The organism is Amphibacillus jilinensis Y1, from assembly GCF_000306965.1.
Classification (GTDB): Bacteria; Bacillota; Bacilli; order Bacillales; family Amphibacillaceae; genus Amphibacillus_C; species Amphibacillus_C jilinensis.
On the sequence record NZ_JH976443.1, the window covers coordinates 87,238 to 113,915 of the forward strand.

Sequence of the window (26,678 nt, forward strand, 5' to 3'; positions counted from 1 at the left end):
TATTAATCAACTATGGTCTTAAATGCTTAAAAGTCTATATACTACTTCTCTTCAAACTCGAGGTTAAATTGTTCTGTTGATGGTTGATCGTCTTCTTCAATATCACGAAGTTCAATTTCTTCTTCATCTGAAGATAACATCTTTACATCCATTCCTAAACTTTGCAGTTCTTTAATCAAAACTTTAAATGATTCTGGAATGCCTGGTTCTGGTACATTCTCACCTTTTACAATCGCTTCATATGTTTTCACACGACCAACGACATCATCGGACTTCACTGTCAGGATCTCTTGTAGTGTGTAAGCAGCACCATAAGCCTCGAGCGCCCACACTTCCATCTCACCAAAACGTTGTCCACCAAACTGCGCTTTACCACCCAGTGGTTGTTGTGTAACAAGTGAGTACGGGCCTGTCGAACGAGCATGTAGCTTATCATCAACCATGTGGGCTAATTTAATCATGTACATAACACCGACAGAGACACGATTATCAAACGGTTCGCCAGAACGTCCATCATAGAGAATGGTTTTAGCATCTCTTGCCATACCAGCTTCTTCTATCGTCTCCCATACGTCCTCTTCATTGGCACCGTCAAATACAGGTGAAGCGACATGGATACCTAATTCTCGAGCCGCCATACCTAGGTGCAACTCCAATACTTGCCCAATATTCATACGCGAAGGTACACCTAATGGGTTAAGCATAATGTCAATTGGTGTTCCATCAGGCAGAAATGGCATATCTTCTTCTGGTAAAATCTTCGAGATAACACCTTTATTACCATGACGACCAGCCATTTTATCCCCTTCATGGATTTTACGTTTTTGTACAATATAGACGCGTACGAGTTGATTTACACCCGGTGGTAATTCATCACCATCTTCACGGTTGAAGATCTTCACATCTAAGACAATACCGCCAGCTCCGTGTGGTACACGTAGCGATGTATCTCGAACTTCACGCGCTTTCTCACCAAAGATAGCATGTAATAAGCGTTCTTCTGCTGATAATTCGGTAACCCCTTTAGGCGTGACTTTACCAACTAATAAATCACCATCTTCAACTTCAGCCCCAACACGAATAATTCCTCGCTCATCCAAATCACGAAGTGCATCCTCGCCGACATTTGGAATATCACGTGTAATCTCTTCTGGACCTAACTTAGTATCACGTGCTTCAGATTCGTATTCTTCAATATGAATCGACGTATAGACATCATCTTTTACTAAGCGTTCACTCATAATAATGGCATCTTCATAGTTATAACCATCCCAAGTCATGAAACCTACTAATACATTTTGTCCTAATGCCAATTCACCATCTTCCATTGACGGACCATCGGCTAAAATTTCACCTTTAGTGACACGATCTCCTACACGAACAATCGGACGTTGGTTATAGCAAGTCCCTTGATTAGAGCGGATAAATTTCTGCAGTTTATAACGATCTAAATCGCCTTGGACTTCTTTGCCATCAACCATTGAAATCCGACGCACACGCACTTCTTTCGCTTCAACGGCTTCTACGACACCTTGATGGCGACAAATAACTGCTGCTCCCGAGTCTTTACCAGACACATACTCCATCCCTGTTCCTACAATAGGTGAACGGGGTTGCATCAACGGAACAGCTTGACGTTGCATATTCGCTCCCATTAAAGCACGGTTGGAATCATCATTCTCCAAGAATGGGATACATGCTGTAGCTGCTGACACGACCTGTTTAGGTGAAACATCCATATAATCAATACGCTCTCGGCTCACACTTTTATTTTCACCGCGGAAACGAGCGATAACTTCTTCATCGATAAATGAACCATCTTCCGCTAAACGAGCATTTGCTTGGGCTACAACATAATTATCTTCCTCATCTGCTGTTAGATAATCATAATGCTCTGTTACTTTTCCTGTCTCCGGATCAACGCGACGATATGGCGTTTCAATAAAGCCAAATTTGTTTACTTTCGCATATGAAGACAGCGAGTTAATCAAACCAATATTCGGTCCCTCTGGCGTTTCAATTGGACACATACGGCCATAGTGTGAATAGTGCACATCACGCACTTCAAAGCCAGCACGCTCACGCGTCAGACCACCAGGTCCCAATGCAGATAAACGACGCTTATGGGTTAATTCAGCTAAAGGATTTGTTTGATCCATAAATTGTGATAACTGAGAACTACCAAAAAACTCTTTTATTGATGCAATAACTGGTCGGATATTGATCAGTTGCTGCGGCGTGATCGCTGATGTATCTTGAATCGACATCCGCTCACGGACCACACGCTCCATTCTTGATAGACCAATGCGAAATTGATTTTGCAATAGTTCACCGACTGAACGCAAACGACGATTACCTAAGTGATCAATGTCATCTGTATCGCCAACTCGATGCAAAATGTTAAAGAAGTAGCTGATTGAAGCAAGAATATCAGCTGGTGTAATGTTTTTAATTGAGGATTCAACCACACCGTTACCAATCACGGTTAGTGTTCTTTCCCCTTCAGGATCAGTTGGATCAATAATTTTGATTGCTTGTAGACGAATCTGGTCTTCTAAAACACCTTCATTCGGTTCAAGATAGTACTCACCTAAGCGTTCCTCGGCTTCATCCAAGTAAGGCAAGATTTTATCAAGTAAACGACGGTCTAACTTAGCACCTTTCTCCGCAAGCACCTCACCCGTTTCATGATCAACTAGCGTTTCAGCTAAAACTTGATTGAATAGGCGATTTTTTATATGCAACTTTTTATTGATTTTATAACGACCTACATGCGCTAAATCATAACGTTTTGGGTCAAAGAAGCGAGAAACCATTAAGCTCTTCGCATTCTCAACTGTAGGCGGCTCTCCTGGTCGAAGACGCTCATAGATTTCAAGTAATGCTTTTTCACTGTTTTCTGTGTTATCTTTTTCTAATGTGTTAAGTAAGTATTGATTGTCACCAATTAGATCAATGATTTCTTGGTCTGTACCAAAGCCTAATGCACGTAACAATACCGTAATTGGTAGTTTTCGAGTTCGGTCAATTCGAACATGCACAACATCTTTTGCGTCTGTTTCGAATTCTAACCATGCCCCTCGATTAGGGATGACTGTTGCGGTGTAACCACGCTTACCATTCTTGTCGATCTTCTCACTAAAATAAACACTTGGTGAACGGACAAGTTGTGAAACAATAACACGCTCCGCACCATTAATAATAAATGTACCTGTGTCTGTCATGAGTGGGAAATCCCCCATAAACACTTCTTGCTCTTTCACTTCACCAGTTTCGTTGTTTAATAAGCGGACTTTCACGCGAAGTGGCGCATTATACGTCACATCTCTCTCCTTCGATTCATCAACAGAATACTTCGGTTCACCTAAGCTATAATCAACAAACTCAAGTGATAAGTTCCCTTGGAAATCTTCAATTGGAGAAATATCCTTAAACATTTCTCGCAAACCTTCCTCAAGGAACCAGTCATATGAAGCTGTTTGAATCTCAATCAGATTAGGTAATTCAAGTACCTCACTGATTCGCGCGTAGCTTCTGCGCTGGCGGTGTCGCCCATACTGAACTAGTTGACCTGTCAACTGCTTCACCCCTCAAATCAAGAATAAAAAATATAAAAACTTGGCCCATGCTATCTGATAAGCATCTATAACAAAAGCCGTTGTTTTAATCACTTTAAAGTTTTACCATTCACTACATCACTGTCTTTAACCTACTGAATAGGCTGCAAGCTCTGTCTAGCATAATCACAGAAAAACTTCTATCATGGCATGACAAAAGCTTGTATGACAGGCATACTACAACAACCATTCTTCTTTTCTCAACTAATAATTCACGATCTACTATTGACTTATGAAGTGGAATCGGTATAATTTAATCAGAATAACGTGCTCAAGTACATTGAACAACAAACTGCCATTATTCTAACAAACCTTTAGCCTAGTTGATAGCAGAAGATAAATGGCTTGATTCTTTAGTAAACAAGCATGTTTAAACTGCATAATTAAACAAAGGATCACCCCTTGACTATGTTCATCAACGTTTTTCAATCCTCTTTCTAATCTACGTTCTAACCATCTTGTCCATTCACCAACAAAATATACGTCTTTTTTGTCTTTTTTTTGTACAAGTAAATAGATTTACTTTCACCATAAATAAGACTATTTGCTTATTCGTTATAACGCGAAACAATAAAGTGAAAGTCCTCTTTCTGTTGTTAAACCCTTGTTACACAAGCTATTAGCACACTTTCAATGCATCTGAAAATGCCTAATCTAAAAAAAGACTTGACACGAAAACGTTCTATTGGCATTTTTCTATGTTACCACAACCCCGTAAGCGAGTCAATTCTTTCATTAATAATTATTTCCTGGCGCGTATGATAAAGTACCCTTTGCTTTTCTTAACTGTTTCAACTTTAGCGAATAAATCATTTAATTTTTGGATAGCCGAGGGCGCTCCTTGTTTCTTCTGTATCACTACCCATAGCTCCCCACCTATCATTAAACGCTGATAGCTGTCACTAAATATTTGGTGCACCACTTTTTTTCCAGCACGAATGGGTGGATTTGTTATAACAGCGGCAAACAATTGCTCCGGGAGATCTGTAAAGCGATCAGAAAGATAGCAGGAAATATTGTCAATGTGATTGTGTTTGGCGTTTGTTTTGGCAAGGGCGATTGCACGTTCGTTAATATCACCTAAAAGAACATGACGGTTTGGAAAAGCTTTAGCCAGTGACAGACCAATCGGGCCATAACCACAACCCAAATCAACAAAATCACCATCTATGTTAGGGGGGATAAATGCTTCAATTAATGCTCGTGAACCAAAATCGACTTCATTCTTGGAAAAAACACCAACATCGCTCGTAAATTTTAAGGTGTGACCACGCAAATCAAAAGCCCACGTCATCGGTTTACTTTTTGCTTGGGGATTCTGTGCAAAATATTGTTCAGACATTAATTCGGCACCTACTTTTAAGAAGTTTTAGATCAGCTAAAGAAATCAACACGTTTAAGTTGGGTATCAATTGATTTCAATGTGTGTCACTATAAACACACTCTCAAAAAAAAAGGTTGAAAACAAGATATTGAGTCCGTTTTTTTACCGGACTTTCTGAGCGATTTCTAGAAACAAAACGAGCCTTCAATTAGTGGGCGTTTTCGCTCTTTGCCCACAGATTATCAGTTGAGTAAATCAGGGCATTAGCGATCATCATCATCAGCCACCTAAACAGATTCGCTCTGCTCTCTATTTTGAGGTGGGTGTTTTACGGACGGTCATCTGTGATAAATGATAAATGAGAGCTCGCCTTTCTAAGACGAGCTCTCTTTTATCAATAGTCTTATTACTTCAATTCTACACTTGCGCCAGCTTCTTCAAGCTTGCCTTTCATTTCTTCAGCTTCTTCTTTAGCAATGCCCTCTTTAATCGCACCAGGAGCGTTATCTACAAGATCTTTTGCGTCTTTAAGACCAAGACCTGTGATTTCACGAACTGCTTTAACAACTTTAATCTTAGAAGCACCAGCATCAGCCAATACAACATCAAATTCTGTTTTTTCAGCAGCTGCATCGCCACCTGCTGCTCCACCCGCTGCCGCTACAGGAGCTGCTGCAGTTACACCAAACTCTTCTTCAATTGCTTTAACTAAATCATTTAATTCAAGAACAGACATTTCTTTAATCGCTTCAATAATTTGCTCTTTAGACATTCTTATTTCCTCCTAATAAATTGTATAATTTTATCGTATAACGAACATTCCGGTTAAATTAAGCTATACTTATGCGCCTTGTTCTTCTTTTTGTTCAGCAACAGCTTTCGTTGCATATGCAAAGTTGCGAACTGGTGCTTGAAGTACGCTAAGCAGCATTGAAAGTAAGCCTTCGTAGTTTGGCAAGTCTGCAAGTTCCTTGATTTGCTCAAGTGTTGCAATATTACCTTGGATAACGCCGCCTTTTATTTCTAATGCTTCATGTTCTTTTGCAAAGTTGTTTAAAATCTTTGCAGGTGCTATAACATCATCATTACTAAATGCAATAGCTGTCGGTCCTACTAACGCTTCGTTTAGCTCAGAAAGCTCAGCTTGATCTGCAGCGCGGCGTGACATGGTATTTTTATATACCTTGAATTCCACACCTGCTTCTCTTAATTGCTTACGAAGTTCTGTCACTTCCGCTACATCCAAACCACGATAATCAACTAAAACCGTTGATTCACTTTCACGAAGTTTAGTTGCAATTTCAGAGACCACTTGTTTTTTGTTCTCAATCACTTTTGACATGGTTCCACCTCCTACAAAACTAAGCTATCATACCGAGAGATTAGGTTATTATTGTAAAATAATAAAAACCCTCACATCTTGGTGTAGACATGAGGGTGATTGCGTGAATATTCAAGGCATGCAAAACGGGTTGCTTACCTTTATTCCAACACCTCGGCAGGCTATTAAGCTTCAATTAGCCCCTGCTGTCTACGGTATAACGTATTATATTTGACCTTCATCATTATAGCGAAGCATCAATTTGAAGTCAAGCTTTTATTTAGCAAAAAGGGTTGGATCAATTTTAACACCAGGTCCCATTGTAGACGTCACCGATACATTACGCATATAGATACCTTTTGAAGATTGTGGCTTAGCTTTAACTAATGTGCCTGCCAAAGCTTCAAAGTTCTCAACAAGTTGACTAATGTCAAACGAAGCTTTACCAATCGGAACATGTACATTAGATTGACGGTCAACACGGTATTCTACTTTACCGGCTTTAATTTCTTGAACCGCTTTTGTTACATCAAATGTTACCGTACCTGTTTTCGGATTCGGCATTAAACCTTTAGGTCCTAGCACACGTCCTAATTTACCTACTTCAGCCATCATATCAGGCGTTGCAACGATCACATCAAATTCAAACCAACCTTGATTGATCTTATTAATAAGCTCTTGTTCACCTACATAATCAGCGCCTGCTTCTTCTGCTTCTTTAGCTTTATCACCTTTAGCAAAAACTAAAACAGTTTGTGTTTTACCGGTACCATGTGGCAACACCATCGCGCCGCGAATTTGTTGATCAGCTTTCTTAGGATCAACACCTAAACGGAAAGCAGCTTCTACAGTTTCATCAAACTTCGCTGTCGCATTTTCTTTCACTAATTTCAACGCTTCTTCAACATCGTATTGCTTTGTACGATCAACTAACTTTAGCGCTTCTTGTTGTTTCTTTGTTTTTTTAGCCATTATTATTTCCTCCTTGAATGTGGTTTTAACGGTTATACCTCCCACTTAAAAAAGCGGACCTCGCTTTATCCGTATAACGCATATAAGCGAGCAACTAGTTGAACTATGCCTCCTAGTCCATCTGCCTACAAAAAGGTTGCGAAATGGGCTAGCCAGCCATCACCGCAACCTTCTACTCCAAACAACGATCAATCGAGAATTAGTCTTCGATGACAATTCCCATACTACGCGCAGTACCTTCGACCATACGCATAGCCGCTTCTACGTCAGCAGCGTTTAAATCAGGCATTTTTGTTTCTGCGATCTCTTTTACTTTGTCACGCTTCAACGTCGCAACTTTATTGCGATTCGGTTCACCTGATGCCGTTTCGATACCCGCTGCCTTTTTAAGCAATACAGCAGCCGGTGGAGTCTTTGTGATGAATGTAAATGAACGGTCTTCAAAAACCGTAATTTCTACCGGAATAATCAAACCAGCTTGCTCTTGCGTACGGGCATTAAATTCTTTACAGAAGCCCATAATGTTAACACCTGCTTGACCTAATGCCGGCCCAACTGGCGGTGCTGGATTAGCTTTCCCTGCTGGGATTTGAAGTTTTACTACTTTAATTACTTTTTTAGCCACGAGACACACCTCCTTAAGTCCGTGATGTGGTAATAGGGTTGTCTCACCCTCCCACTCAATTCATATGCAAAATAATCTTATACTCGAGGCATAAAGAACATTAAAATTTTAGCATGTTCAATATAATAATGCAAGGGATCTCTTTGAATAATTCCATATAAACCGATTATGATAATTTTCTGATTTGTGAAAAATCTAATTCAACTGGCGTTTCACGGCCAAACATATTAACATGTACTTTAACTTTTTGGCGGTCCAAATCAATATGTTCGATAGCACCGGTAAAGTTAGCAAATGGTCCCTCTGTTACAGTGACAGTTTCTCCAGCTTCAAAGTCAACCTCCACCACGGCCTCTTTCATGCCCATTCGTTTTAAGATCATTTCTGCTTCTTCAGGTAATAGTGGCGTTGGCTTAGATCCAGAACCTGCTGAACCAACAAAACCCGTTACGCCGGGTGTGTTACGCACCACATACCACGAATCATCCGTCATAACCATTTCCGCCAATACATAACCAGGAAACACTTTCTTCTTCGCGACCTTTCGTTTACCATCTTTCATTTCTGTTTCTTCTTCTTCTGGCACGAGGATTCTAAAGATTTTATCCTCCATCCCCATCGATTCTAATCGCTTTTCAAGATTAGTCTTAACTTTATTTTCATACCCTGAATAAGTATGAACAACATACCACTGCTTTTCCATAAATAAACCCTCCTTATACTCTTTGATTTTTTCCAATTTAAAAAACCCGCAATAACGGGTTTTTAATTTCATAGCTATGTCTGTTTCCATTATAGCATAGAATTTATCATTCTATTCAAACAAAAGATTCAAAATTTGAGTAAGACCTAAATCCACAACAGTAAAAAACAAGGCGATAAAAGCTACCGTTGCAACAACAGTTACGGTATAGCGAAATAGTTCGTGTCTACTCGGCCAAGAAACCTTCTTCATTTCACGGGAGACATTTTTCAGAAATGTAACACCTTTCATAGATCGTTCCTCCAAACTGTCTTAAAATAATATATAAATAAAATAATACCTTTTTATTTCGTTTCACGATGCCGTGTATGTTTGTTACATCGTTTACAAAATTTATTAAGTTCTAAGCGTTCGGTGCTTGCTGTGTTTTTATTAGATTGGTAATTTCGACTTAAACATTCCGTGCAAGCAAGTATAACTTTTTTCTTCACCGTTATCATCCTAACCATGCATTCATCTTACATACGATAGCATGCTTAACCGCTACTGTCAACGTTACCTTTTCATACGCAGTCATCAAAGCTTAATACCAGAAATATTTAAGTAGCGTTCTAATTTCTTCTTAACCCGCTGTAACGCATTATCGATCGATTTTATATGCCGATTCAATTCAACCGAAATCTCCTGATACGTTCGACCGTCTAAGTAAAGAATCAATACATCACGTTCAAGTCCACTTAACATTTTTACCAACTTACCTTCTACTTGACCGTGACTTTCTTGATTAACGAGCAGCTCTTGAGGATCGTCCATTGCTTCGGCATTCACTAACACATCTAATAATGTTCGCTCAGATTCCTCATCAAACATAGGCTTGTCCAATGATACATAAGAATTTAATGGGATGTGCTTTTGCCTGGTTGCTGTTTTAATGGCCGTTATAATCTGCCGGGTCACACAAAGCTCCGCAAAAGATCGAAACGAAGAGCGCCGATCCCCTTTGTAATCACGTATAGCTTTATATAAACCTATCATCCCCTCTTGCACAATATCCTCATGGTCTGCACCAATCAGAAAATAAGTACTCGCTTTAGCCCTTACAAACCCTCGGTACTTTTGAATTAAAAAATCTAGCGCATGGCTATTACCTTGATGAACCAGCGAAGAAAGCTCACTATCATCAAGCTTTTCAAAGTCAATTGTAAAATTATCTCTGCCTTGATGTTGTCTGTGCAAGCCGAACTCCTCCTGAATTATATAATAGAAATATTATACAGTAAGCGTTTTACAATAGTCAACTACCGCTTTTATTTACGACCTCTTCTCATTTTCTCAAATTCAGCTAGAATATCTTTGCTAATCGGGAGGGTTCGCGCCTGTTTCTGTGCCGAAAAAGCGTGCAATTCCTCTTCTATTTCACTTTGGATATGATTAACTTCTATAGCTAATTCTCTTGCTGACTTGCGATAGGCACCTTGTTGAAAAATTGTTTGTTGTTCTGCAAAATCAGATGTCGCTACATAGACCTTTGTTTTTATATTTTTCAATTCTTTAATTAAGCGCTCGATGCATTGATCTGCCGTTTCTTTTTCTTTCGTATAAACGACTTCAACATTATATTCTTTATACTTGGATTCAATGCCCTTGACTTCATAAGCATCAAATACAATGATAACGCGATAACCGCGATATGCTTGATATTCAGCCATCTTTTCGATCAAGAGTTGTCTCGCCTGTGCTAAGTCTGTGTCTCGCAAAGCTTTTAGCTCGTCCCAGTCACCAATGATATTATAGCCATCTACTAATAAGATGTTCATATGCTTACTCTCCTATAGCATGGCGTTTACGATACACTTCGTACATAAGTAAACTAGCAGCAACGGATGCATTAAGCGAAGATACTTGCCCTTTCATTGCTAATCTGATCGTCCAATCACATTTTTCACGAACAAGGCGACTAATCCCCTTACCTTCATTGCCAATCACTAACGCTAACGGGAGATGCCCTTCTAATTCTCGATAGTCTTGGCTTCCTTCCGCTTCTGTTCCGACAACCCAAACACGGCGCTCTTTTAGATGCTCAATCGTCTGTACCATATTCGTCACCCTAGCAACAGGAACATACTCGATTGCCCCTGCGGAAGTCTTCGCCACTGTACTTGTTAAACCAACAGATCGCCTTTTAGGAATAATAACGCCATGAGCACCCACCGCATCCGCAGTTCTTAGAATTGAACCCAAATTGTGAGGATCTTCGATTTCGTCAAGCAAAATAAAGAACGGTTCCTCTTCTTTTTCTTCGGCACGAAGAAATAAGTCATCTATGGTAGCATAATCATAGGCCGCCACAGCTGCCACTATACCTTGATGTTGCCCGGAGACCATTTGATCAATCTTTTTCTTTGGTACTTTCTTAACGATAATTCCTTTCTCTTTAGCCAGCTGTTGAATACGTTGCGTTGCTTTATAAGTTAAATGATCAGCTAAAAACAACTTATTGATTGATCGCCCTGACCTAAGCGCTTCTGTTACTGGATTTTTTCCAATGATCCATTCCTCGCTCACCTTATACCTCTCCTTTCTCTATTAAATCAATTGCTGTATTCATTAACTCGTATAAGCGTGCCTGTTGATCTGAAAAATAGTGAAAACCTAATAAAGCTTCAAAAGCTGTACTGTATCGATAGGTCATCACATCAGTATTCTTCGGAACCGTACCTGATTTTGCATTCCGTCCCCGTCTTACTACGCCTTCTTCTTGCTCATCTAAATATGCCGACTCCAACCAAAAACGCAAAACCCTTGCTTGTGCTTTAGCAGAAACAAACTGGACGGCTTGGCGATGTAATGCGTTAACTTTAGCTTGACCAGACATAATCAAATGCTCCCGTACATGGACTTCATATAAAGCATCTCCCATATAGGCTAGAGCTAAACTCTTCATTTGCTTTACTTCGTTAACATTCATGCCTATCCCCTTTTCCAGCGTGTACCTTGGGCTGTATCTTCAAGGATAATATTTTGATCTTTTAATTGATCTCTTATTTGATCAGCCCGAGCAAAATCTTTCATCTTTCGTGCTTCTTCTCGTTCTCTCAGTAGCTGGTCAATTTCATCGTCTAATAGAGCTGCAGATGTTTGCTGAAAATCAATACCTAATATTGATGACAATTCATCAAATAACGATATAAAGGCCTCTATCGTTTGGCGATTCGTTTGTTGTTCGGTCAAATATAAGTTTGCTTCTTTAACAAGATCAAAAACAACTGCTAACGCATTGGCCGTGTTAAAGTCATCATTCATCTCTGCTATAAAGGTTGCTTTTAACTGATCTAATTTCACTTGATAATCAACTGTATCATCAACTAAATTCATGCTTGTTTCTTTGCGATGCTTTAAATTGCTATATACATTTGTGATCCGATCGAACCCATTTTTCGCCTGTTCTAATAAGGATTCACTAAAGTTGATTGGATTACGGTAATGCACACTTAAAATGAAGAATCGAATCAATTCAGGCGGATACTTTTTAATCAGTTCGTGCGCTAATATGAACTTCCCTGTTGACTTCGACATCTTTTCATGATCAATGGTAATGTAACCATTGTGAATCCAATAATTTGCAAAAGCCCGATCATTACAAGCTTCAGACTGTGCAATTTCATTTTCATGATGTGGAAATGCTAAATCTTGACCACCAGCATGTATATCAATGGTATCCCCTAAATGTTTTTTTGCCATTGCCGAGCATTCAATATGCCAGCCTGGTCGTCCGTCTCCCCAAGGCGAGGACCAGTGGATCTCACCAGCTTTCGCTTTCTTCCATAATGCAAAGTCAAGCGGATCAGCCTTCTTCTCCCCAACTTGTATTCTAGCACCAGATCTTAAATCATCAATTGACTGGTGAGATAGTTTTCCATAGTCATCAAATGATCTTGTTTTAAAATAGACATCGCCTTCTGCCTCATAAGCATAGCCTTTATCAACTAATGTTTTAATAAAGCCAATAATATCATCCATTGATTCCGTTACACGCGGGTGTAGTGTTGCTTCCTTAACACCTAAAGCAGCCACATCCTCTTTATAGGCTGTTATAAAGCGCTCAGCAATTGTCTGCACATCTTCCTCCATTTGCTTTGCCGCTTCAATTAATTTGTCATCAACGTCAGTAAAGTTAAGAATATACGCTACTTGGTAACCTTGATACTCTAAATAACGACGAACCGTGTCAAATACAACTGCTGGCCGAGCATTACCAATGTGGATATAATTATAAACTGTCGGCCCACACACATACATCTTTACCTTACCTGGTTCAATTGGGTTAAAGATTTCTTTCTTACGCGTTAATGTGTTATACAGTTTAATCGTCATGCTTCTTCTCCCCTTTTAAATGTGCTATTTCTTGTTTTAGTTTCGTTACTTCACCTTGAAGTTCAACGATACAATCATCTATTGGATCCGGTAACTTATTATGGTCAAAGTCTTTTTGTACCCGTTCGCCATTTTGTACAACGACATGACCAGGTATACCTACAACAGTAGAGTAATCTGGCACATCATCCAATACCACTGAGCCTGCACCAACCTTTGAAGCGGTTCCTATTGTAATAGAACCTAATACTTTTGCACCAGAAGCAATCAGTGCATGATCTTTAATCGTTGGATGACGTTTTCCTTTCTCTTTTCCGGTTCCTCCTAAGGTTACGCCTTGAAAAATAGTGACGTTATCTCCTATTTCGCAAGTCTCCCCAATTACAACTCCCATCCCATGATCAATAAAAAAGCGTTGACCGATCTGTGCACCCGGATGAATTTCAATCCCTGTAAAAAAACGGCTGATTTGTGATATGGCTCGAGCAATAAAGAAGAATTTTTTCCGATAAAAGAAATGCGCAACACGATGTGACCAAATAGCGTGCAAACCAGAATATGTTAGAATGACTTCAAAATAAGACCGAGCGGCAGGATCTTGATCAAAAACCACTTCAACATCCGCTTTTAGTTGCTTCCAAAAACCCACTTTCAGACCACCTCCATTACCTAATACTCAATAGCTCCTTTTTATTCCATTATAAAACCCTCGCTTACTTGCCTTTAGTCATTCATCGATCAGGATTCCGCAGACAATAATAAAGGCGCCTCTGTGCTATTGATACACAGAGACGCCTTTATTTGCGCGGTCCCACTCTGTTTAGGTAATATGATCACTACCTCGACTTTAAATCTCATAACGGGAGAAACCGCTTTTGTCTACTTAACCCTTTTCGACAAAAGACTCCGAGGGGCATTGAATTAAAATGACTTAAAATCACTTTCAGCCTAAGGTGATTCTCTCTTGATAAGTTTTTTTAATCCCTATCCTCATCAACGTTTTTATTTATAAGTATGTGGCATAGCTAAAATATGTGTTGATTAACCATTAAGAACATGGTCTAATCGTGTGACAACAACTTCTTTTCCTAAGAGATGAATCGCATGAGGTAATTCAGGTCCATGAACCTGCCCTGTTGTCGCTACACGTATTGGCATAAATAACTGTTTGCCTTTTTGTTTTGTCTCTTTTTGAGTCGCTTTAACAGCAGCCTTAATCTCCTCAGGGCTCCAATCCTCTAATTGCTCTAACTTTGCTTTATAAGACTGTAGAACCTCAGGAACTTGTTCCCCTGATAAAACGGCTTTTGCATCTTCATTATAATCGATCTCTGTTTGAAAGAAAAGTTCAGTGAGTTCAACAATTTCTGCTCCATAATTTAGTTGCTCTTTGAAAAGTAAAATAACTTGGCTTGCCCAGTCTTTTGTTTCTTCCTTCATATCAGCCGGTATTTTTTTTGCCTCAATAAGGTGTGGAAGAGCGAGCTCTACTACACCGTTGTCATCTAGCATCTTGATATATTGATTATTCATCCATTTTAGTTTTTGCTGATCAAAAATAGCAGGTGATGTGGATAAACGTTTCGGATCAAACATGTTAATAAATTGCTCTTGAGAGAAAATTTCCTCTTCTCCGACTGGAGACCACCCTAACAAGGCAATAAAGTTAAACATCGCTTCTGGTATATAACCTAGTCGCTTATATTGTTCAATAAATTGTAAAATATGTTGGTCTCGCTTACTCAATTTTTTCCGCTCTTCATTTAAAATAAGTGTCATATGACCGTATTGAGGAGCTTCCCAGTCAAAAGCATTAAAAATCATCATTTGTTTTGGTGTATTAGAGATATGTTCTTCACCACGTAACACGTGAGAAATCTCCATCAGGTGATCATCAATAGCTACCGCAAAATTATACGTCGGTATCCCATTTTTCTTTACCATTACCCAATCACCAAAATCACTAGATTCAAATGTGATCGTTCCTCTTACGATATCTTCAAATGTATAGCTAATATTTTCTGGGACGCGGAAACGAATACTCGCTTGGCGACCTTCAGCCTCAAATTGCGCTATTTGTTCTTTTGTCAAATCACGGTGCGCACCCGAGTACTTAGGCACTTCGCCATTAGCACGTTGCTGCTCCCGCTCCTTCTCTAACTCATCTTCTGTCATATAACATTTATAAGCTAAGCCACGATCAAGCAAATCATCGATATAAGTTTGATACAAAGAAAGACGCTCCGTTTGTCGATACGGCCCATATTCACCACCAATATCTGCACCTTCATCCCAAACTAACCCTAACCACTTCAAATATTGGAGTTGGCTTTCTTCACCGCCCTCTACATTTCGCTTATCGTCTGTATCTTCTGTACGTATAATGAATTTACCACCTAAATGTTTAGCATATAGATAGTTAAATAAGGCAGTTCTTGCATTGCCAATATGTAAATGGCCTGTTGGACTTGGCGCATAACGCACACGAACTTGATTTGTCATTTCTCGTTGTTCCCCTTTCAATCATTACCTTCGTCTATTCTTATATTAGCATTTTTCGCCAAGTTTTGCTCGGCAAAATATTTATTTGCTTGTGCGTGCATGTCATAATAGGTTAACAAACACCAGACACAAACATTTAAGAAATATAGAGATTGACTAAGACGAGCGTGTTGCCACACGACGCCATTCATCGTATTCTTAATTATCATTCCGTTAGCTTTCTTTTTCAATTAATACAACGGCTTGTGCAGCTATTCCCTCTTCTCTACCAACAAAACCTAGCTTCTCTGTCGTTGTTGCTTTAACATTAACTTGGTCAACAGTGACACCTAATATACCTCCAATATTTTTACGAATGGCATCTATATAGGGAGACAGCTTAGGTAACTGCGCCATAACTGTGCAATCTAAATTAACGAGATGATAACCCTTAGCTTGTACCAAATGCCAGACATGTGTTAATAATTTTGTTGAGTCTGCATCTTTATAGGTTGGATCGGTATCAGGAAAGTGCTTTCCGATATCACCTTCTCCAATTGCTCCTAGTAATGCATCTGCAATGGTATGTAGTAAAACATCTGCGTCTGAATGCCCTAAAAGACCTTTATTGAATGGGATAACTATTCCGCCGATTATACACGGACGATCCTCTGTAAATTGATGTACATCAAATCCTTGCCCAATTCGCATCATACGATCACTCTTTTCTATTCTTTATTATTTTGATTTAAGATAAATCGTGCGTGTTCTAGATCTTCCGGTGTTGTAATTTTTATATTGTGGTAATGGCCCTGAACAAATTGAACACGCTCTCCCATTCGCTCAACTAAGGAAGCATCATCAGTACCATAGTAGCCAGAAGCTTTTGCTGCTTGATGAGCATTTAAGATAAGCTCATAATCAAATCCTTGTGGGGTCTGAGCAGCATACAACAAAGAGCGATCAAGTGTTTCGACATGATCTCCTTGCTTTCGCTTAATCGTATCTTTGACTGGTACCACTAATAAGCCCGCACCATTATTCGTAACCACTTCATTTAAACAATCTAAATCAGACTGACTGACAAAAGGGCGCGCACCATCATGAATAAAAACTAATTTATTAGGATTTTGAATAGCTTTTAAACCGTTATAAACTGAATCTTGTCGCTCTTTCCCACCATACACAAGTTGAATCGGCTTCGACCACTTTTCTTCGGCTAGCAAACGCTCGACTTGCATCTGCTCTTCAGCACGAATGAGTAAGTAAATCGATACACAATAAGGATCTTGCTCAAAAACAGCAAGTGTATGACTTAGCAATGCTTTTTCATTAAGCATAATAAATTGTTTATTCCCACCGGCTTTCATTCTTTTCCCCATACCCGCTGCCAATATTATGACATTATATTCTCTCATTTTCTACACCACTTTTATTTATGATCAGCTTCTTAATTATGAAAATAAAACGAACCTTCAATTAGTAGATGTTTTCGTTCTTCGCCCACTGATTGTTAGTTGAGTGAATCAGAACACTAGCGACCGTTAACACCCACCTCAATAGATTTAGGTCTGTTCTCTATTTTGAGGTAAGTGTTTTACGGACGGTTACTCGCAAAAAAGATTATAGAAGAAATTGCATGCACTCTTCCACTTAATGAATGGTTGGCTTTTTCTATTCATAGTTAGCACTTTAAAATTAACGTTATCAATGTCAAAACAAATAAAAGTGATAACCTTTGTTATCACTTTTATCTTCTTTATCTGTTATACCTTTTTTATTGAGCTTTTTCAAGTGCTTTCGGTTTTGCAAAAATCATCCGTCCAGCTGACGTTTGTAAAACACTCGTTATAATGACCTCGATTGTTTCACCAATATAGTTGCGACCTTCTTCAACAACAATCATCGTTCCATCATCTAAGTAAGCTACACCTTGGTTTTGCTCTTTTCCATCTTTAATCACTTGGACCATTAATTGCTCACCTGGTAAAACAACAGGTTTAACAGCATTAGCAAGGTCATTAATATTCAAAACTTGAACATTTTGAAATTCACAAACTTTATTTAAGTTAAAATCATTTGTCACCACAATACCATCCATCACTTTAGCTAATTTAACAAGCTTACTATCAACCTCTTGGATCTCCTCAAAATCGCCATCATACATTTCTACCTCAATCGGTATATCCTTCTGTAATCGATTAAGTACATCCAAGCCTCGACGCCCACGATTTCTTTTTAGGGCATCAGACGAATCGGCAATATGTTGTAACTCTTCAAGAACAAACTGGGGAATAATTAAAGTTCCTTCTAAGAAATATGTCTGGCATATGTCTGCGATTCGACCATCAATAATCACGCTCGTATCAAGTAATTTAGGTTTAGGTAATTGCGGATTAGTTGACTGATCCTCAGAATCCGATTTACCGTCTTTATTGTCTTTATCTCTTTTGGCCAACGTCATAATACTAAGAAATTCATCTCGTCGCTTAAACCCAACTTGAAACCCTAAATAACCTAATAAACCCATTGTAAAAAGGGGAACCACTTGTGACAAAATCAAAATTTGAAGATCTTGAATCGGTTGGTTAATAATATAGGCAATAATTAAACCTAAAACTAAACCTAATCCTCCAAAAAATAAATTAGCCAATGGTGCACCTAACAACACTTCCTCTAAGTATTGAATAAAATGAACAATGTGGTCAACTAACCAAAAAGATAATAAATATAAAATAATAGCACCAAGTACTAAACCTATATAAGGAGCTACGTAAGGATGATCAAGCCACGTATCCCTCGTAAAACCCATTACTTCAACAAGGATTGGAAAATATAAAAAACCAGTCGTACCTCCTGCTACAATAATAAAGAATTGCACTATTCTTTTTAGCACCACAGTCACCTCCTATCAAATAGTCTCCCCAATATCATGTTTCTTTAACCGCTTTTCTTACAAACTTTCTTCTCTACTTATACTATTGATTGAATGTTATTTTTAGAGCATCTTGAATCGCATCAACGCCTATCACTTCAATTTCCTTCGGCGTTTGCCAGCCATCGAGGTTTCGTGATGGTATAATTGCTCGTTTAAATCCGAGCTTCGCAGCTTCTTGTACACGTTGTTCAATACGTGACACGCGTCTAATCTCACCTGTTAATCCCACTTCACCAATTAAAACATCATGCGGACTACAAGCCTGATCTTTGAAGCTTGAAGCGATACTAACAGCCACAGCTAAGTCAATAGCAGGCTCATCTAACTTAACACCACCGGCTACTTTAACATATGCATCCTGATTTTGCATTAATAAGCCTACTCTTTTTTCTAACACCGCCATTAATAATGGCACACGATTGTGATCAATACCTGTCGCCATTCGACGGGCCTGACCGAAGCTAGTAGGTGAGATTAATGATTGAATTTCAACTAGAACGGGCCTCGTCCCTTCCATTGAAGCAACAACTGTAGACCCCGCCACTCCTTGAGTACGTTCTTCTAAAAAGATTTCTGAAGGGTTGAGCACTTCCTGTAAGCCTCTTTCTTTCATTTCAAAGATACCCATTTCATTTGTGCTACCAAAACGATTTTTTACACCTCTTAAAATACGAAATGTATGGTGGCGTTCTCCTTCAAAATAAAGCACTGCATCGACCATATGCTCTAGCATTCGAGGACCTGCAATTGCGCCTTCCTTCGTTACATGACCGACAATAAAGACCGGTACATGCTTTGTTTTGGCAATGCGCATAAGTTCACTGGTACACTCACGAACCTGTGCCACACTTCCCGGAGCACTTGTTACTTCATCCTTAAAAATCGTTTGAATGGAATCGATAACGATGAAAGAGGGAGCAAGTTGATCGATTTGATTCGATATCAATTGTAAATTCGTTTCAGAAAGCACATACAGCTGTTCAGAAGTCACACCTAGTCGATCAGCTCGCAACTTGGTTTGACGTGTAGACTCTTCACCAGAAATATACAGAACCGATATATCCTTCTGCGCCAGTTGGTTAGAAATCTGAAGAAGCAATGTTGATTTACCAATACCTGGATCGCCACCAATTAACACAAGCGAACCAGGGACGATTCCACCACCCATAACGCGATTAAACTCAGGCATTGCGGTCAACATTCTCGATTCTTCTTTTGTTTGCACAGAACTGATCTTCTCAGGGGACTGGCTACTGCCTTGTCCAATACCTGTATGTTTGGGATTCGATTTAACAACAACCTCTTCAACCAATGTATTCCATTGATTACAGCTGGGGCATTTTCCCATCCATTTAGGTGTCTCGTACCCACATTCTTGACACACAAAACGCGTTTTAGCTTTAGCCAATATTATGTTCCTCTCTTTCATTATACCTTAAATTTACTTTTACAAGGTTACATATCAATTAATACTTTGTGTAAAAACAATGTAATTTCATTCTAACAGTTTTAGCACCAAAGCTTTAGTATTTATTAAAAATCAAATGATATTATCTTCTAAATGCAACTTTAAACCTATACTCTTTTTGATGTAAGGGACTTCTCAATGGTCTATAAAGATAAGAAGCTGAGAGGTTAACGACCTCTCAGCTTTTCTAACAGTATGCACTAATCTAGGATAATGAACTTTCCTTTACTGTTTAAACCAATTCGAACTTTTTCACCTTTTTTGATATCTTCACGCAGCAAGGCTTCTGATAACAAGTCTTCTATGTTTTTCTGGATTGAACGGCGTAACGGCCTTGCACCATACTCAGGATCAAAACCTTCTTCTGCAATCTTTTCAACCGCCTTGTCGGACAAAGTGAAATCAAGCCCTTGCGTAGATAAGCGTTTTTGTAAATGATCGAGCATCAATGTAACAATGTCTTTCATATGCTTTTTCTCTAGAGAATGGAAGACTATCGTCTCATCAATGCGATTGAGAAATTCTGGTCTAAAGGCTTTTTTCAATTCTTCTGTGACCTTCAATTTCATATCCTTATAATCTGCTTGCTCATCCTCTAGGCTAAAGCCAACATACTTATTTTGCTTTAACTCACTTGCACCGACATTCGATGTCATGATCAAAACGGTATTTCTAAAGTCAACTAGTCTTCCTTTAGAATCAGTTAGACGACCGTCTTCTAACACTTGAAGTAAAATGTTAAATACTTCCGGGTGCGCTTTCTCTATTTCATCTAACAAAACAACCGAATACGGTTTTCGGCGTACTTTTTCTGTTAATTGCCCACCTTCTTCATGACCAACATAACCTGGGGGCGAACCAACTAAGCGTGATGTCGTATGTTTCTCCATATACTCTGACATATCGACACGAATCATAGCATCTTCATCACCAAACATCGATTCAGCCAATGCTCGAGCAAGCTCTGTTTTCCCTACACCCGTCGGACCTAAAAAGATAAATGATCCGATAGGACGCTTAGGATCTTTTAAACCAGCTCGCGCACGACGTATCGCTTTAGCTACAGCATCAACGGCTTCCTCTTGCCCGATCACACGATTATGCAATACATTTTCTAAATTAAGCAAGCGTGTGCTTTCATCTTTTGTTAAGGAAGAAACGGGTACCCCTGTCCAAGTCGAGACAACAGTTGCTATATCTTCTACAATAACTTCAGAATCTTCTTGACCTTGCTTTTCTTTCCATTGCTCTTTTGTGGATTCCAATTCTTTTCTTAATTTCTGCTCCTTATCTCTTAATGAAGCAGCTTTTTCAAATTCTTGACTTTGAACAGCCGCATCCTTTTCTTTTTTTACTTCGCCTAAATTTTGTTCTAATTCTTTTAAGTTAGGCGGCGCAGTATAAGAACGCAAACGAACTTTTGAAGCTGCTTCATCAATCAAATCAATCGCCTTATCAGGTAAAAATCGGTCCGTAATGTAGCGGCTCGATAAATGAACTGCTGCTTCAATGGCCTCATCAGTAATAGTTACGCGGTGATGTGCCTCATACCGATCACGTAAGCCTTGTAAAATCTGTATAGATTCCTCCAGGGTCGGCTCATCAACTTGAATGGGCTGAAAACGACGTTCAAGCGCTGCGTCTTTTTCAATATATTTACGATATTCATCCAGTGTGGTTGCTCCGATACACTGTAACTCTCCACGTGCCAATGACGGTTTTAATATATTGGACGCATCAATAGCCCCTTCAGCACCACCTGCACCAATTAACGTATGCAATTCATCAATGAAAAGTATGATATTCCCTGCTTGGCGAATCTCTTCCATTACTTTTTTTAAGCGATCTTCAAATTCTCCTCGATATTTTGTACCTGCTACAACAGTTCCCATATCTAGCGTCATTACACGCTTATCTCGTAGTGTTTCTGGCACTTCATTATTTACAATTTGTTGAGCTAAACCTTCAGCAACAGCCGTTTTTCCTACACCAGGCTCTCCAATAAGAACCGGATTATTCTTTGTGCGACGACTTAATACTTGTATAACCCGCTCAATTTCTTTTTCACGACCTATTACTGGATCAATGTTTCCTTCTTTAGCGATAACCGTTAAATCTCTTGCTAGAGAATCTAACGTTGGTGTACTAGCCGGATTACTCTGTGTATGTCGACCTTGGCCTTTTCTGACCGTCTCATTACTCCCTAGCAATTGAAGCACTTGTTGACGGGCACGATTTAGACTAACATCTAAATTATTAAGTACACGAGCAGCTACGCCTTCCCCTTCTCGGATTAAACCTAGAAGGATATGTTCTGTACCCACATACGTATGACCTAATTTTCGAGCTTCATCCATTGAAAGTTCGATCACTTTTTTCGCTCGTGGCGTATAATGGATCGTTTGTGATCCTTTCTTACCCACACCGATTAAGGCCTCAACTTCTTCTTGAATTTTATTGGTTTCTAAACCTAATGAAGTTAACGCTTTAGCAGCAATACCCTCACCTTCGCTAATAAGACCAAGTAGAATGTGCTCCGTTCCAATATTATTATGGCCTAATCGAATCGCCTCTTCTTGTGAGAGCGCTAATACTTTTTGCGCTCTTTCTGTAAATCTTCCAAACATCATGATGGGTTCCTCCTTTACGATTCCTCTAATCTTAAACGCTCTCTTATAATCGTTGCCCGTTTAATATCTCGTTGCTTTGGTGTTAATGTCTCTTGGGCGTATTGTTGTAAAAAGGCCGGTTGAGTTAATACCATTAATTCATTTAAAATGGATCTCGACAGATGTTTAAAATAGCCAACATCAATCCCTAATCTCAAGTCCGACAGACACTTTGCCGCTTCTTTCGATTCAATAATACGGCTATATTTTAAAATGCCATATGAACGAAACACTCGATCTTCTAATCGTAATTCAGATTGTTCAACAAGCAGTTCGCGTGCAAAACGTTCTTGTTCAATCAACTTTTCAACAACACTTTGTAGGTCTTCTATAATATCTTGCTCAGATCTTCCTAGAGTGATTTGATTCGAAATTTGATAAATATTACCTACTGCCTCACTTCCTTCACCATACATACCTCTGACAACTAAACCTAATTGATTAATAGCAGGCACCATTTTACCAATCTTACTAGTCAGCGTTAATGCTGGTAAATGCATCATGACAGATGCTCTTAAACCTGTACCTACATTTGTTGGACAACTTGTTAAATAACCTCTTTTTTCATCAAAAGCATAATCAATCTTTTCTTCTAGCCAATCATCCAAATGAAAGGCTTCTTCAAGTCCACGGTCCAATTGTAAGCCGGGGAAATAAAGTTGCAGACGAATATGATCTTCTTCATTGACCATTAAAGAAACTTGCTCATTCTTTGAAACCAGTACACCACTTTCCTTTTCCTGTTCCATAAGGTATGGGCTAATCAGATGTTTTTCAACAAGTGCTCGCTTCTCAATCGGTTGCAATGTCGACATTGCAAAGTACTCAAGCCCATCGTATTGATTAAAAGATTTTTGATTAAAATGTTCTTTAATCCAATTAGATACAATCTTTAGTTTTTCTTCTTCTGCCACAATAGGAAAAGGTACATCAGTGAAATTTCTTGCCAGTCGGATACGGGTACTTAAAACAATATCATGATCTGGACCTTCTTCTTGCATCCACGGGCTAATTGCATTGTCTATAAATGATTGCAAAGACATATACGCTCACTCCTCCTCATTGCTGTCAGAAGATGACTCGCCACTTTCTAAAGCTTTTATACGGTCTCTTAACTTAGCGGCCTCTTCAAAGTTTTCTTCATCAATTAAAATCTTCAATTGGTTACGATAATCTTGAATTAGACGCTTTTGTTGAAGATAAACATGTTGTCGCTTCGGTATTTTTCCACTGTGCTCAGTATTACCACTATGAACCCTTCTAAAAATCGGGTTAAGATGATCCTCAAAAGTTTTATAACAATGTGCACAACCAAATTTACCAACTTTGGCAAATTGATGATAGGTCATTTTGCAATGTGGACACGTTAATTCACTTTGGTTTGATTTATTGATACCAGGTTGTTTAGATAGGTTAGAATTGAAGCTAAACAATCCACTTAAAAGATCATGAATAGTATAGGCATCATCTTTTGATTCGATGTAACCTTTTTCCATCGCACATTTCTGACATACGTGTAATTCTGTCTTTTGACCATTTATATAATTTGTTAGGTGTAACGTTGCAGGGTTTTCATGACAGACTTCACATTCCATATCTACCCCTCCTCACGAATACTTATTATTCGTATTTTAAAGTTGTTAACATGGCAACTAAGATCCGTGCTCTCAACTCATCTCTAACCGGTATTTCTATTGCTATAACTTCTCTATTTAAGGCGCTAATCATTAATTTTGCCTCTCTGGTTGTGATTAGCTCATCATCTAAAAGACGTTCAATAACTGCAATGGCAACCTGTTGGGTAGTCCGAGGTTGTATCAGTTCAATAAGTTCGTCAATCAGTGCTGTTTTATCATTATTAATCATCCGCTGTATTCTAATGTAACCACCGCCACCTCGTTTACTCTCTACAAGGTAACCCCTTTCGAGAGTGAAGCGGGTATTAATAACATAGTTAATCTGAGAAGGAACACAGGAAAATTGATCAGCTATCTCACTGCGCTTGATTTCAATACTATTATGTTGATTATTTTCAATAATTTGTTTTAAATGGGCTTCAATAATATCTGAAATATTACGCATTTTCCTCCCCCTTATTGACTTTGACTATATTTGACCATAACTATATTCTATACTGTGATTCCCAGATATGCAAATAATATATCACTTTATACTTCTTTTACTTGCTTAACTTGCTCTAATTGAAGTAACTCATAATATAAATCATTAATATTTGTATTCTTACCTATTTGAACATCGGTTTTCAATTTTGTATCTTGTTCATTTTCATTATCTACATTAATGTTCTTTACTATAACATTAAAATGATTATAGATGGTAAATATTGCGTCTAGTTCCTGGAAATCATACATTGAAATTTCCAATTTCACCCTAAGTTCTCTTTTAGAGATATAGCGTTCAAAATTATTGAGAAACACAAGACTAAGTAAAATGATGGTCGTTGTCAATATAGCTATACTATACATGCCAATACCCACAACTAAACCTAATCCGGCAACAGCCCAGATCGATGCAGCTGTTGTAAGGCCTCTAACAGTCATTCCGTTTACGATAATAGTGCCAGCACCTAAGAAGCCAATTCCACTAATCACATAAGAGGGAATTCTAGCTGGATCAAATCGTACGATATCTGCGTATGTTTCAAGATAATCTTGAAATCCGTATAGCGACATTAACATCATTAAACAAGAGCTCACCCCCACAAGAATGTGCGTTCTAAAACCAGCAGAATGCCGATTCATTTCACGTTCAAATCCTATCAATCCTGACAAAAGCAAAGCTAACAATAATCTTATACTCATTGTAATAAAATACTGATCGAATAATTCATACATCGCTTAAATTTCGTTAAACAACGAAAACTCCTCTCCTATTATTTTTTAAAAATAAATAGACCACCATATGAGGAGATCTATTTATTTTAAGACTTTATTCTTTTAACCAGGAAATGGCCATCGTTCCGTAGCCAGTATGGACACCTGCGACCGGAACAAGCGGCTCTACTTTAACCTTCAGGTTCTGATATATTTCTTTTAAGTCACGTTGCCATTGCTGTGCTTGTTCCAAAGCTCCTGCATGCATAACACCTAATTCTTTTAGGTCTCCATTTTTATAAGCATCTTCAATCTTCTGGAACAAATGACGAATAGCCTTCTTTTTACTTCTTATTTTATCGTCTACAATAACTTTTCCGTTTTCAAATTTTAAAATTAAATTAATATTTAACAAATTTGCAAATACTGTTTGTGTTGTACTCACTCGACCACTTCTTTTTAATTGCTCAAGACTTTGAGGTAATAAATACATTTCAGTTTGATCAGGGTATTGTTTTAACTTAGCAACGATATCTTCAAAGCTTTTCCCGTTACTTTCCATCTCTAGTCCCTTCTCAATCATTTTCCCAAGAGCATAAGAACCTATTTTCGAATCTATAACTTCAACGTTAAACCCCTGCATTTCAGAAGCACTAATCGAACTTTGGTACGTTCCCGTTAATTGACTAGAGGCATGAATCGCTATTCCAACATCATAGTTTTCTTTTAACTCCTCATACAGTTGAACAAATTCTCCATAGGGCGGCTGGCTTGTTTTCGCTCCTTCTCCATGTTTTTTTAATAAAGTATAAACTTCATCTTTAGTGATATCAATATCTTCTCGATATGAGATATTATTGATATTCACAATCATGGGGAGTACATGTATTTTATGCTTATCAATAAATTCCTGTGATAACCCACATGTACTGTCTGTAATCCAAGCAATTTTTTTCATTTTACAAGCTCCTTTAATTTATGCTTTATGACTAGATACTAATAACTAACTATAACACACTATTAAAAATTATTACAGGTTTATTATTGTCATATTATTCCCTTATTTAGCTCATATAAAACGGACTTTTAAGCAGTGTGGTTTTGTTTTCGTTCATCTTCCACTGATTATAGCTGAGTGTATCAGGACATTAGCGTCTGTTATCTACCGCCTAGATAGATTTGTTCTACTCTCTATTCTATGGTGGACGTTTCACCTAGAGTTAAGCTTTAAGTTTTAGCTTTGAAATTGGCTTATATAGTTGATTAGTACCTTTATCATTAATAATAATTAGAAAACTAAAAAGAAGCTATCTCTAAACATGAGATAGCTTCTTTTCTAAGTTGCTTAGCGA

27 protein-coding genes and 2 other annotated features are annotated in these 26,678 nt (G+C 38.5%); all 27 genes read right to left on the reverse strand.

Annotation, left to right across the window (positions count from 1 at the left end):
- Positions 1 to 41: 41 nt before the first annotated feature.
- The 27 genes from rpoB to B494_RS0117620 all read right to left on the reverse strand — a co-directional run bounded on the left by rpoB (position 42) and on the right by B494_RS0117620 (position 26,284).
- Positions 42 to 3,578, reverse strand: a complete 3,537-nt coding sequence (gene rpoB / locus B494_RS0117490; RefSeq protein WP_017473676.1) for a DNA-directed RNA polymerase subunit beta — start codon at positions 3,576 to 3,578, stop codon at positions 42 to 44.
- 781 nt (positions 3,579 to 4,359) lie between these two features.
- Positions 4,360 to 4,959, reverse strand: coding sequence for a class I SAM-dependent methyltransferase (locus B494_RS0117495; protein ID WP_017473677.1), 600 nt, complete (start codon positions 4,957 to 4,959; stop codon positions 4,360 to 4,362).
- A 388-nt stretch (positions 4,960 to 5,347) separates the two neighbouring features.
- Positions 5,348 to 5,713, reverse strand: coding sequence for a 50S ribosomal protein L7/L12 (gene rplL, locus B494_RS0117500; protein ID WP_017473678.1), 366 nt, complete (start codon positions 5,711 to 5,713; stop codon positions 5,348 to 5,350).
- Between the two features lie 69 nt (positions 5,714 to 5,782).
- Positions 5,783 to 6,283, reverse strand: coding sequence for a 50S ribosomal protein L10 (gene rplJ / locus B494_RS0117505; protein WP_017473679.1), 501 nt, complete (start codon positions 6,281 to 6,283; stop codon positions 5,783 to 5,785).
- 53 nt (positions 6,284 to 6,336) lie between these two features.
- Positions 6,337 to 6,496, reverse strand: a sequence feature (ribosomal protein L10 leader region).
- A gap of 42 nt (positions 6,497 to 6,538) precedes the next feature.
- The gene (gene rplA, locus B494_RS0117515; RefSeq protein WP_017473681.1) at positions 6,539 to 7,234 is read right to left on the reverse strand and encodes a 50S ribosomal protein L1; all 696 of its coding nucleotides are present in this window, start codon (positions 7,232 to 7,234) and stop codon (positions 6,539 to 6,541) included.
- Between the two features lie 199 nt (positions 7,235 to 7,433).
- Entirely contained in the window at positions 7,434 to 7,859 is a 426-nt protein-coding gene (gene rplK / locus B494_RS0117520; protein WP_017473682.1) for a 50S ribosomal protein L11, read from the reverse strand.
- 166 nt (positions 7,860 to 8,025) lie between these two features.
- On the reverse strand, positions 8,026 to 8,562 hold the full coding sequence (gene nusG, locus B494_RS0117525; protein ID WP_017473683.1) for a transcription termination/antitermination protein NusG: 537 nt from the start codon (positions 8,560 to 8,562) through the stop codon (positions 8,026 to 8,028).
- 111 nt (positions 8,563 to 8,673) lie between these two features.
- Complete coding sequence (gene secE / locus B494_RS0117530; protein WP_017473684.1) at positions 8,674 to 8,853, reverse strand: preprotein translocase subunit SecE; 180 nt, start codon at positions 8,851 to 8,853, stop codon at positions 8,674 to 8,676.
- Positions 8,854 to 8,906: 53 nt separating this feature from the next.
- On the reverse strand, positions 8,907 to 9,071 hold the full coding sequence (gene rpmG, locus B494_RS20705; RefSeq protein WP_420884353.1) for a 50S ribosomal protein L33: 165 nt from the start codon (positions 9,069 to 9,071) through the stop codon (positions 8,907 to 8,909).
- A 67-nt stretch (positions 9,072 to 9,138) separates the two neighbouring features.
- Positions 9,139 to 9,798, reverse strand: a complete 660-nt coding sequence (gene sigH, locus B494_RS0117535) for an RNA polymerase sporulation sigma factor SigH (RefSeq protein ID WP_017473685.1) — start codon at positions 9,796 to 9,798, stop codon at positions 9,139 to 9,141.
- Between the two features lie 71 nt (positions 9,799 to 9,869).
- On the reverse strand, positions 9,870 to 10,379 hold the full coding sequence (locus tag B494_RS0117540; protein WP_017473686.1) for an NYN domain-containing protein: 510 nt from the start codon (positions 10,377 to 10,379) through the stop codon (positions 9,870 to 9,872).
- A gap of 4 nt (positions 10,380 to 10,383) precedes the next feature.
- Positions 10,384 to 11,127, reverse strand: coding sequence for a 23S rRNA (guanosine(2251)-2'-O)-methyltransferase RlmB (gene rlmB, locus B494_RS0117545; protein ID WP_017473687.1), 744 nt, complete (start codon positions 11,125 to 11,127; stop codon positions 10,384 to 10,386).
- A 1-nt stretch (position 11,128) separates the two neighbouring features.
- On the reverse strand, positions 11,129 to 11,530 hold the full coding sequence (locus B494_RS0117550) for a Mini-ribonuclease 3 (protein WP_017473688.1): 402 nt from the start codon (positions 11,528 to 11,530) through the stop codon (positions 11,129 to 11,131).
- Positions 11,531 to 11,532: 2 nt separating this feature from the next.
- Positions 11,533 to 12,936: a cysteine--tRNA ligase gene (cysS, locus tag B494_RS0117555; RefSeq protein WP_017473689.1), complete on the reverse strand. Its 1,404-nt coding sequence runs from the start codon at positions 12,934 to 12,936 to the stop codon at positions 11,533 to 11,535.
- Complete coding sequence (cysE, locus tag B494_RS0117560) at positions 12,926 to 13,585, reverse strand: serine O-acetyltransferase (protein ID WP_017473690.1); 660 nt, start codon at positions 13,583 to 13,585, stop codon at positions 12,926 to 12,928. Before cysE ends, cysS begins: the two co-directional genes overlap by 11 nt.
- A 135-nt stretch (positions 13,586 to 13,720) precedes the next feature.
- Positions 13,721 to 13,942: a binding site (T-box leader), on the reverse strand.
- A 35-nt stretch (positions 13,943 to 13,977) separates the two neighbouring features.
- Positions 13,978 to 15,438, reverse strand: a complete 1,461-nt coding sequence (gene gltX / locus B494_RS0117565) for a glutamate--tRNA ligase (RefSeq protein WP_017473691.1) — start codon at positions 15,436 to 15,438, stop codon at positions 13,978 to 13,980.
- A gap of 17 nt (positions 15,439 to 15,455) precedes the next feature.
- Positions 15,456 to 15,647, reverse strand: a complete 192-nt coding sequence (locus tag B494_RS0117570; protein WP_144032281.1) for a hypothetical protein — start codon at positions 15,645 to 15,647, stop codon at positions 15,456 to 15,458.
- A 4-nt stretch (positions 15,648 to 15,651) separates the two neighbouring features.
- Positions 15,652 to 16,131 (reverse strand): 2-C-methyl-D-erythritol 2,4-cyclodiphosphate synthase, encoded by a 480-nt coding sequence (gene ispF, locus B494_RS0117575; RefSeq protein ID WP_017473693.1) that lies wholly within the window; start codon positions 16,129 to 16,131, stop codon positions 15,652 to 15,654.
- Positions 16,132 to 16,145: 14 nt separating this feature from the next.
- Positions 16,146 to 16,835, reverse strand: coding sequence for a 2-C-methyl-D-erythritol 4-phosphate cytidylyltransferase (gene ispD / locus B494_RS0117580; RefSeq protein ID WP_017473694.1), 690 nt, complete (start codon positions 16,833 to 16,835; stop codon positions 16,146 to 16,148).
- A gap of 359 nt (positions 16,836 to 17,194) precedes the next feature.
- Complete coding sequence (locus B494_RS0117585; protein WP_017473695.1) at positions 17,195 to 18,313, reverse strand: PIN/TRAM domain-containing protein; 1,119 nt, start codon at positions 18,311 to 18,313, stop codon at positions 17,195 to 17,197.
- 82 nt (positions 18,314 to 18,395) lie between these two features.
- A complete protein-coding gene (gene radA, locus B494_RS0117590; RefSeq protein WP_017473696.1) occupies positions 18,396 to 19,763 on the reverse strand; it encodes a DNA repair protein RadA in 1,368 nt (455 codons plus the stop codon).
- Positions 19,764 to 20,023: 260 nt separating this feature from the next.
- The gene (gene clpC, locus B494_RS0117595; protein ID WP_017473697.1) at positions 20,024 to 22,453 is read right to left on the reverse strand and encodes an ATP-dependent protease ATP-binding subunit ClpC; all 2,430 of its coding nucleotides are present in this window, start codon (positions 22,451 to 22,453) and stop codon (positions 20,024 to 20,026) included.
- 14 nt (positions 22,454 to 22,467) lie between these two features.
- Positions 22,468 to 23,535 (reverse strand): protein-arginine kinase McsB, encoded by a 1,068-nt coding sequence (locus B494_RS0117600; RefSeq protein ID WP_017473698.1) that lies wholly within the window; start codon positions 23,533 to 23,535, stop codon positions 22,468 to 22,470.
- Between the two features lie 6 nt (positions 23,536 to 23,541).
- Entirely contained in the window at positions 23,542 to 24,087 is a 546-nt protein-coding gene (locus tag B494_RS0117605) for a protein-arginine kinase activator protein McsA (protein ID WP_017473699.1), read from the reverse strand.
- A gap of 25 nt (positions 24,088 to 24,112) precedes the next feature.
- A complete protein-coding gene (locus tag B494_RS0117610) occupies positions 24,113 to 24,574 on the reverse strand; it encodes a CtsR family transcriptional regulator (RefSeq protein WP_017473700.1) in 462 nt (153 codons plus the stop codon).
- An 86-nt stretch (positions 24,575 to 24,660) separates the two neighbouring features.
- A complete protein-coding gene (locus B494_RS0117615; protein WP_017473701.1) occupies positions 24,661 to 25,347 on the reverse strand; it encodes an MgtC/SapB family protein in 687 nt (228 codons plus the stop codon).
- 94 nt (positions 25,348 to 25,441) lie between these two features.
- On the reverse strand, positions 25,442 to 26,284 hold the full coding sequence (locus B494_RS0117620; protein WP_017473702.1) for a DegV family protein: 843 nt from the start codon (positions 26,282 to 26,284) through the stop codon (positions 25,442 to 25,444).
- Between the last annotated feature and the right edge of the window lie 394 nt (positions 26,285 to 26,678).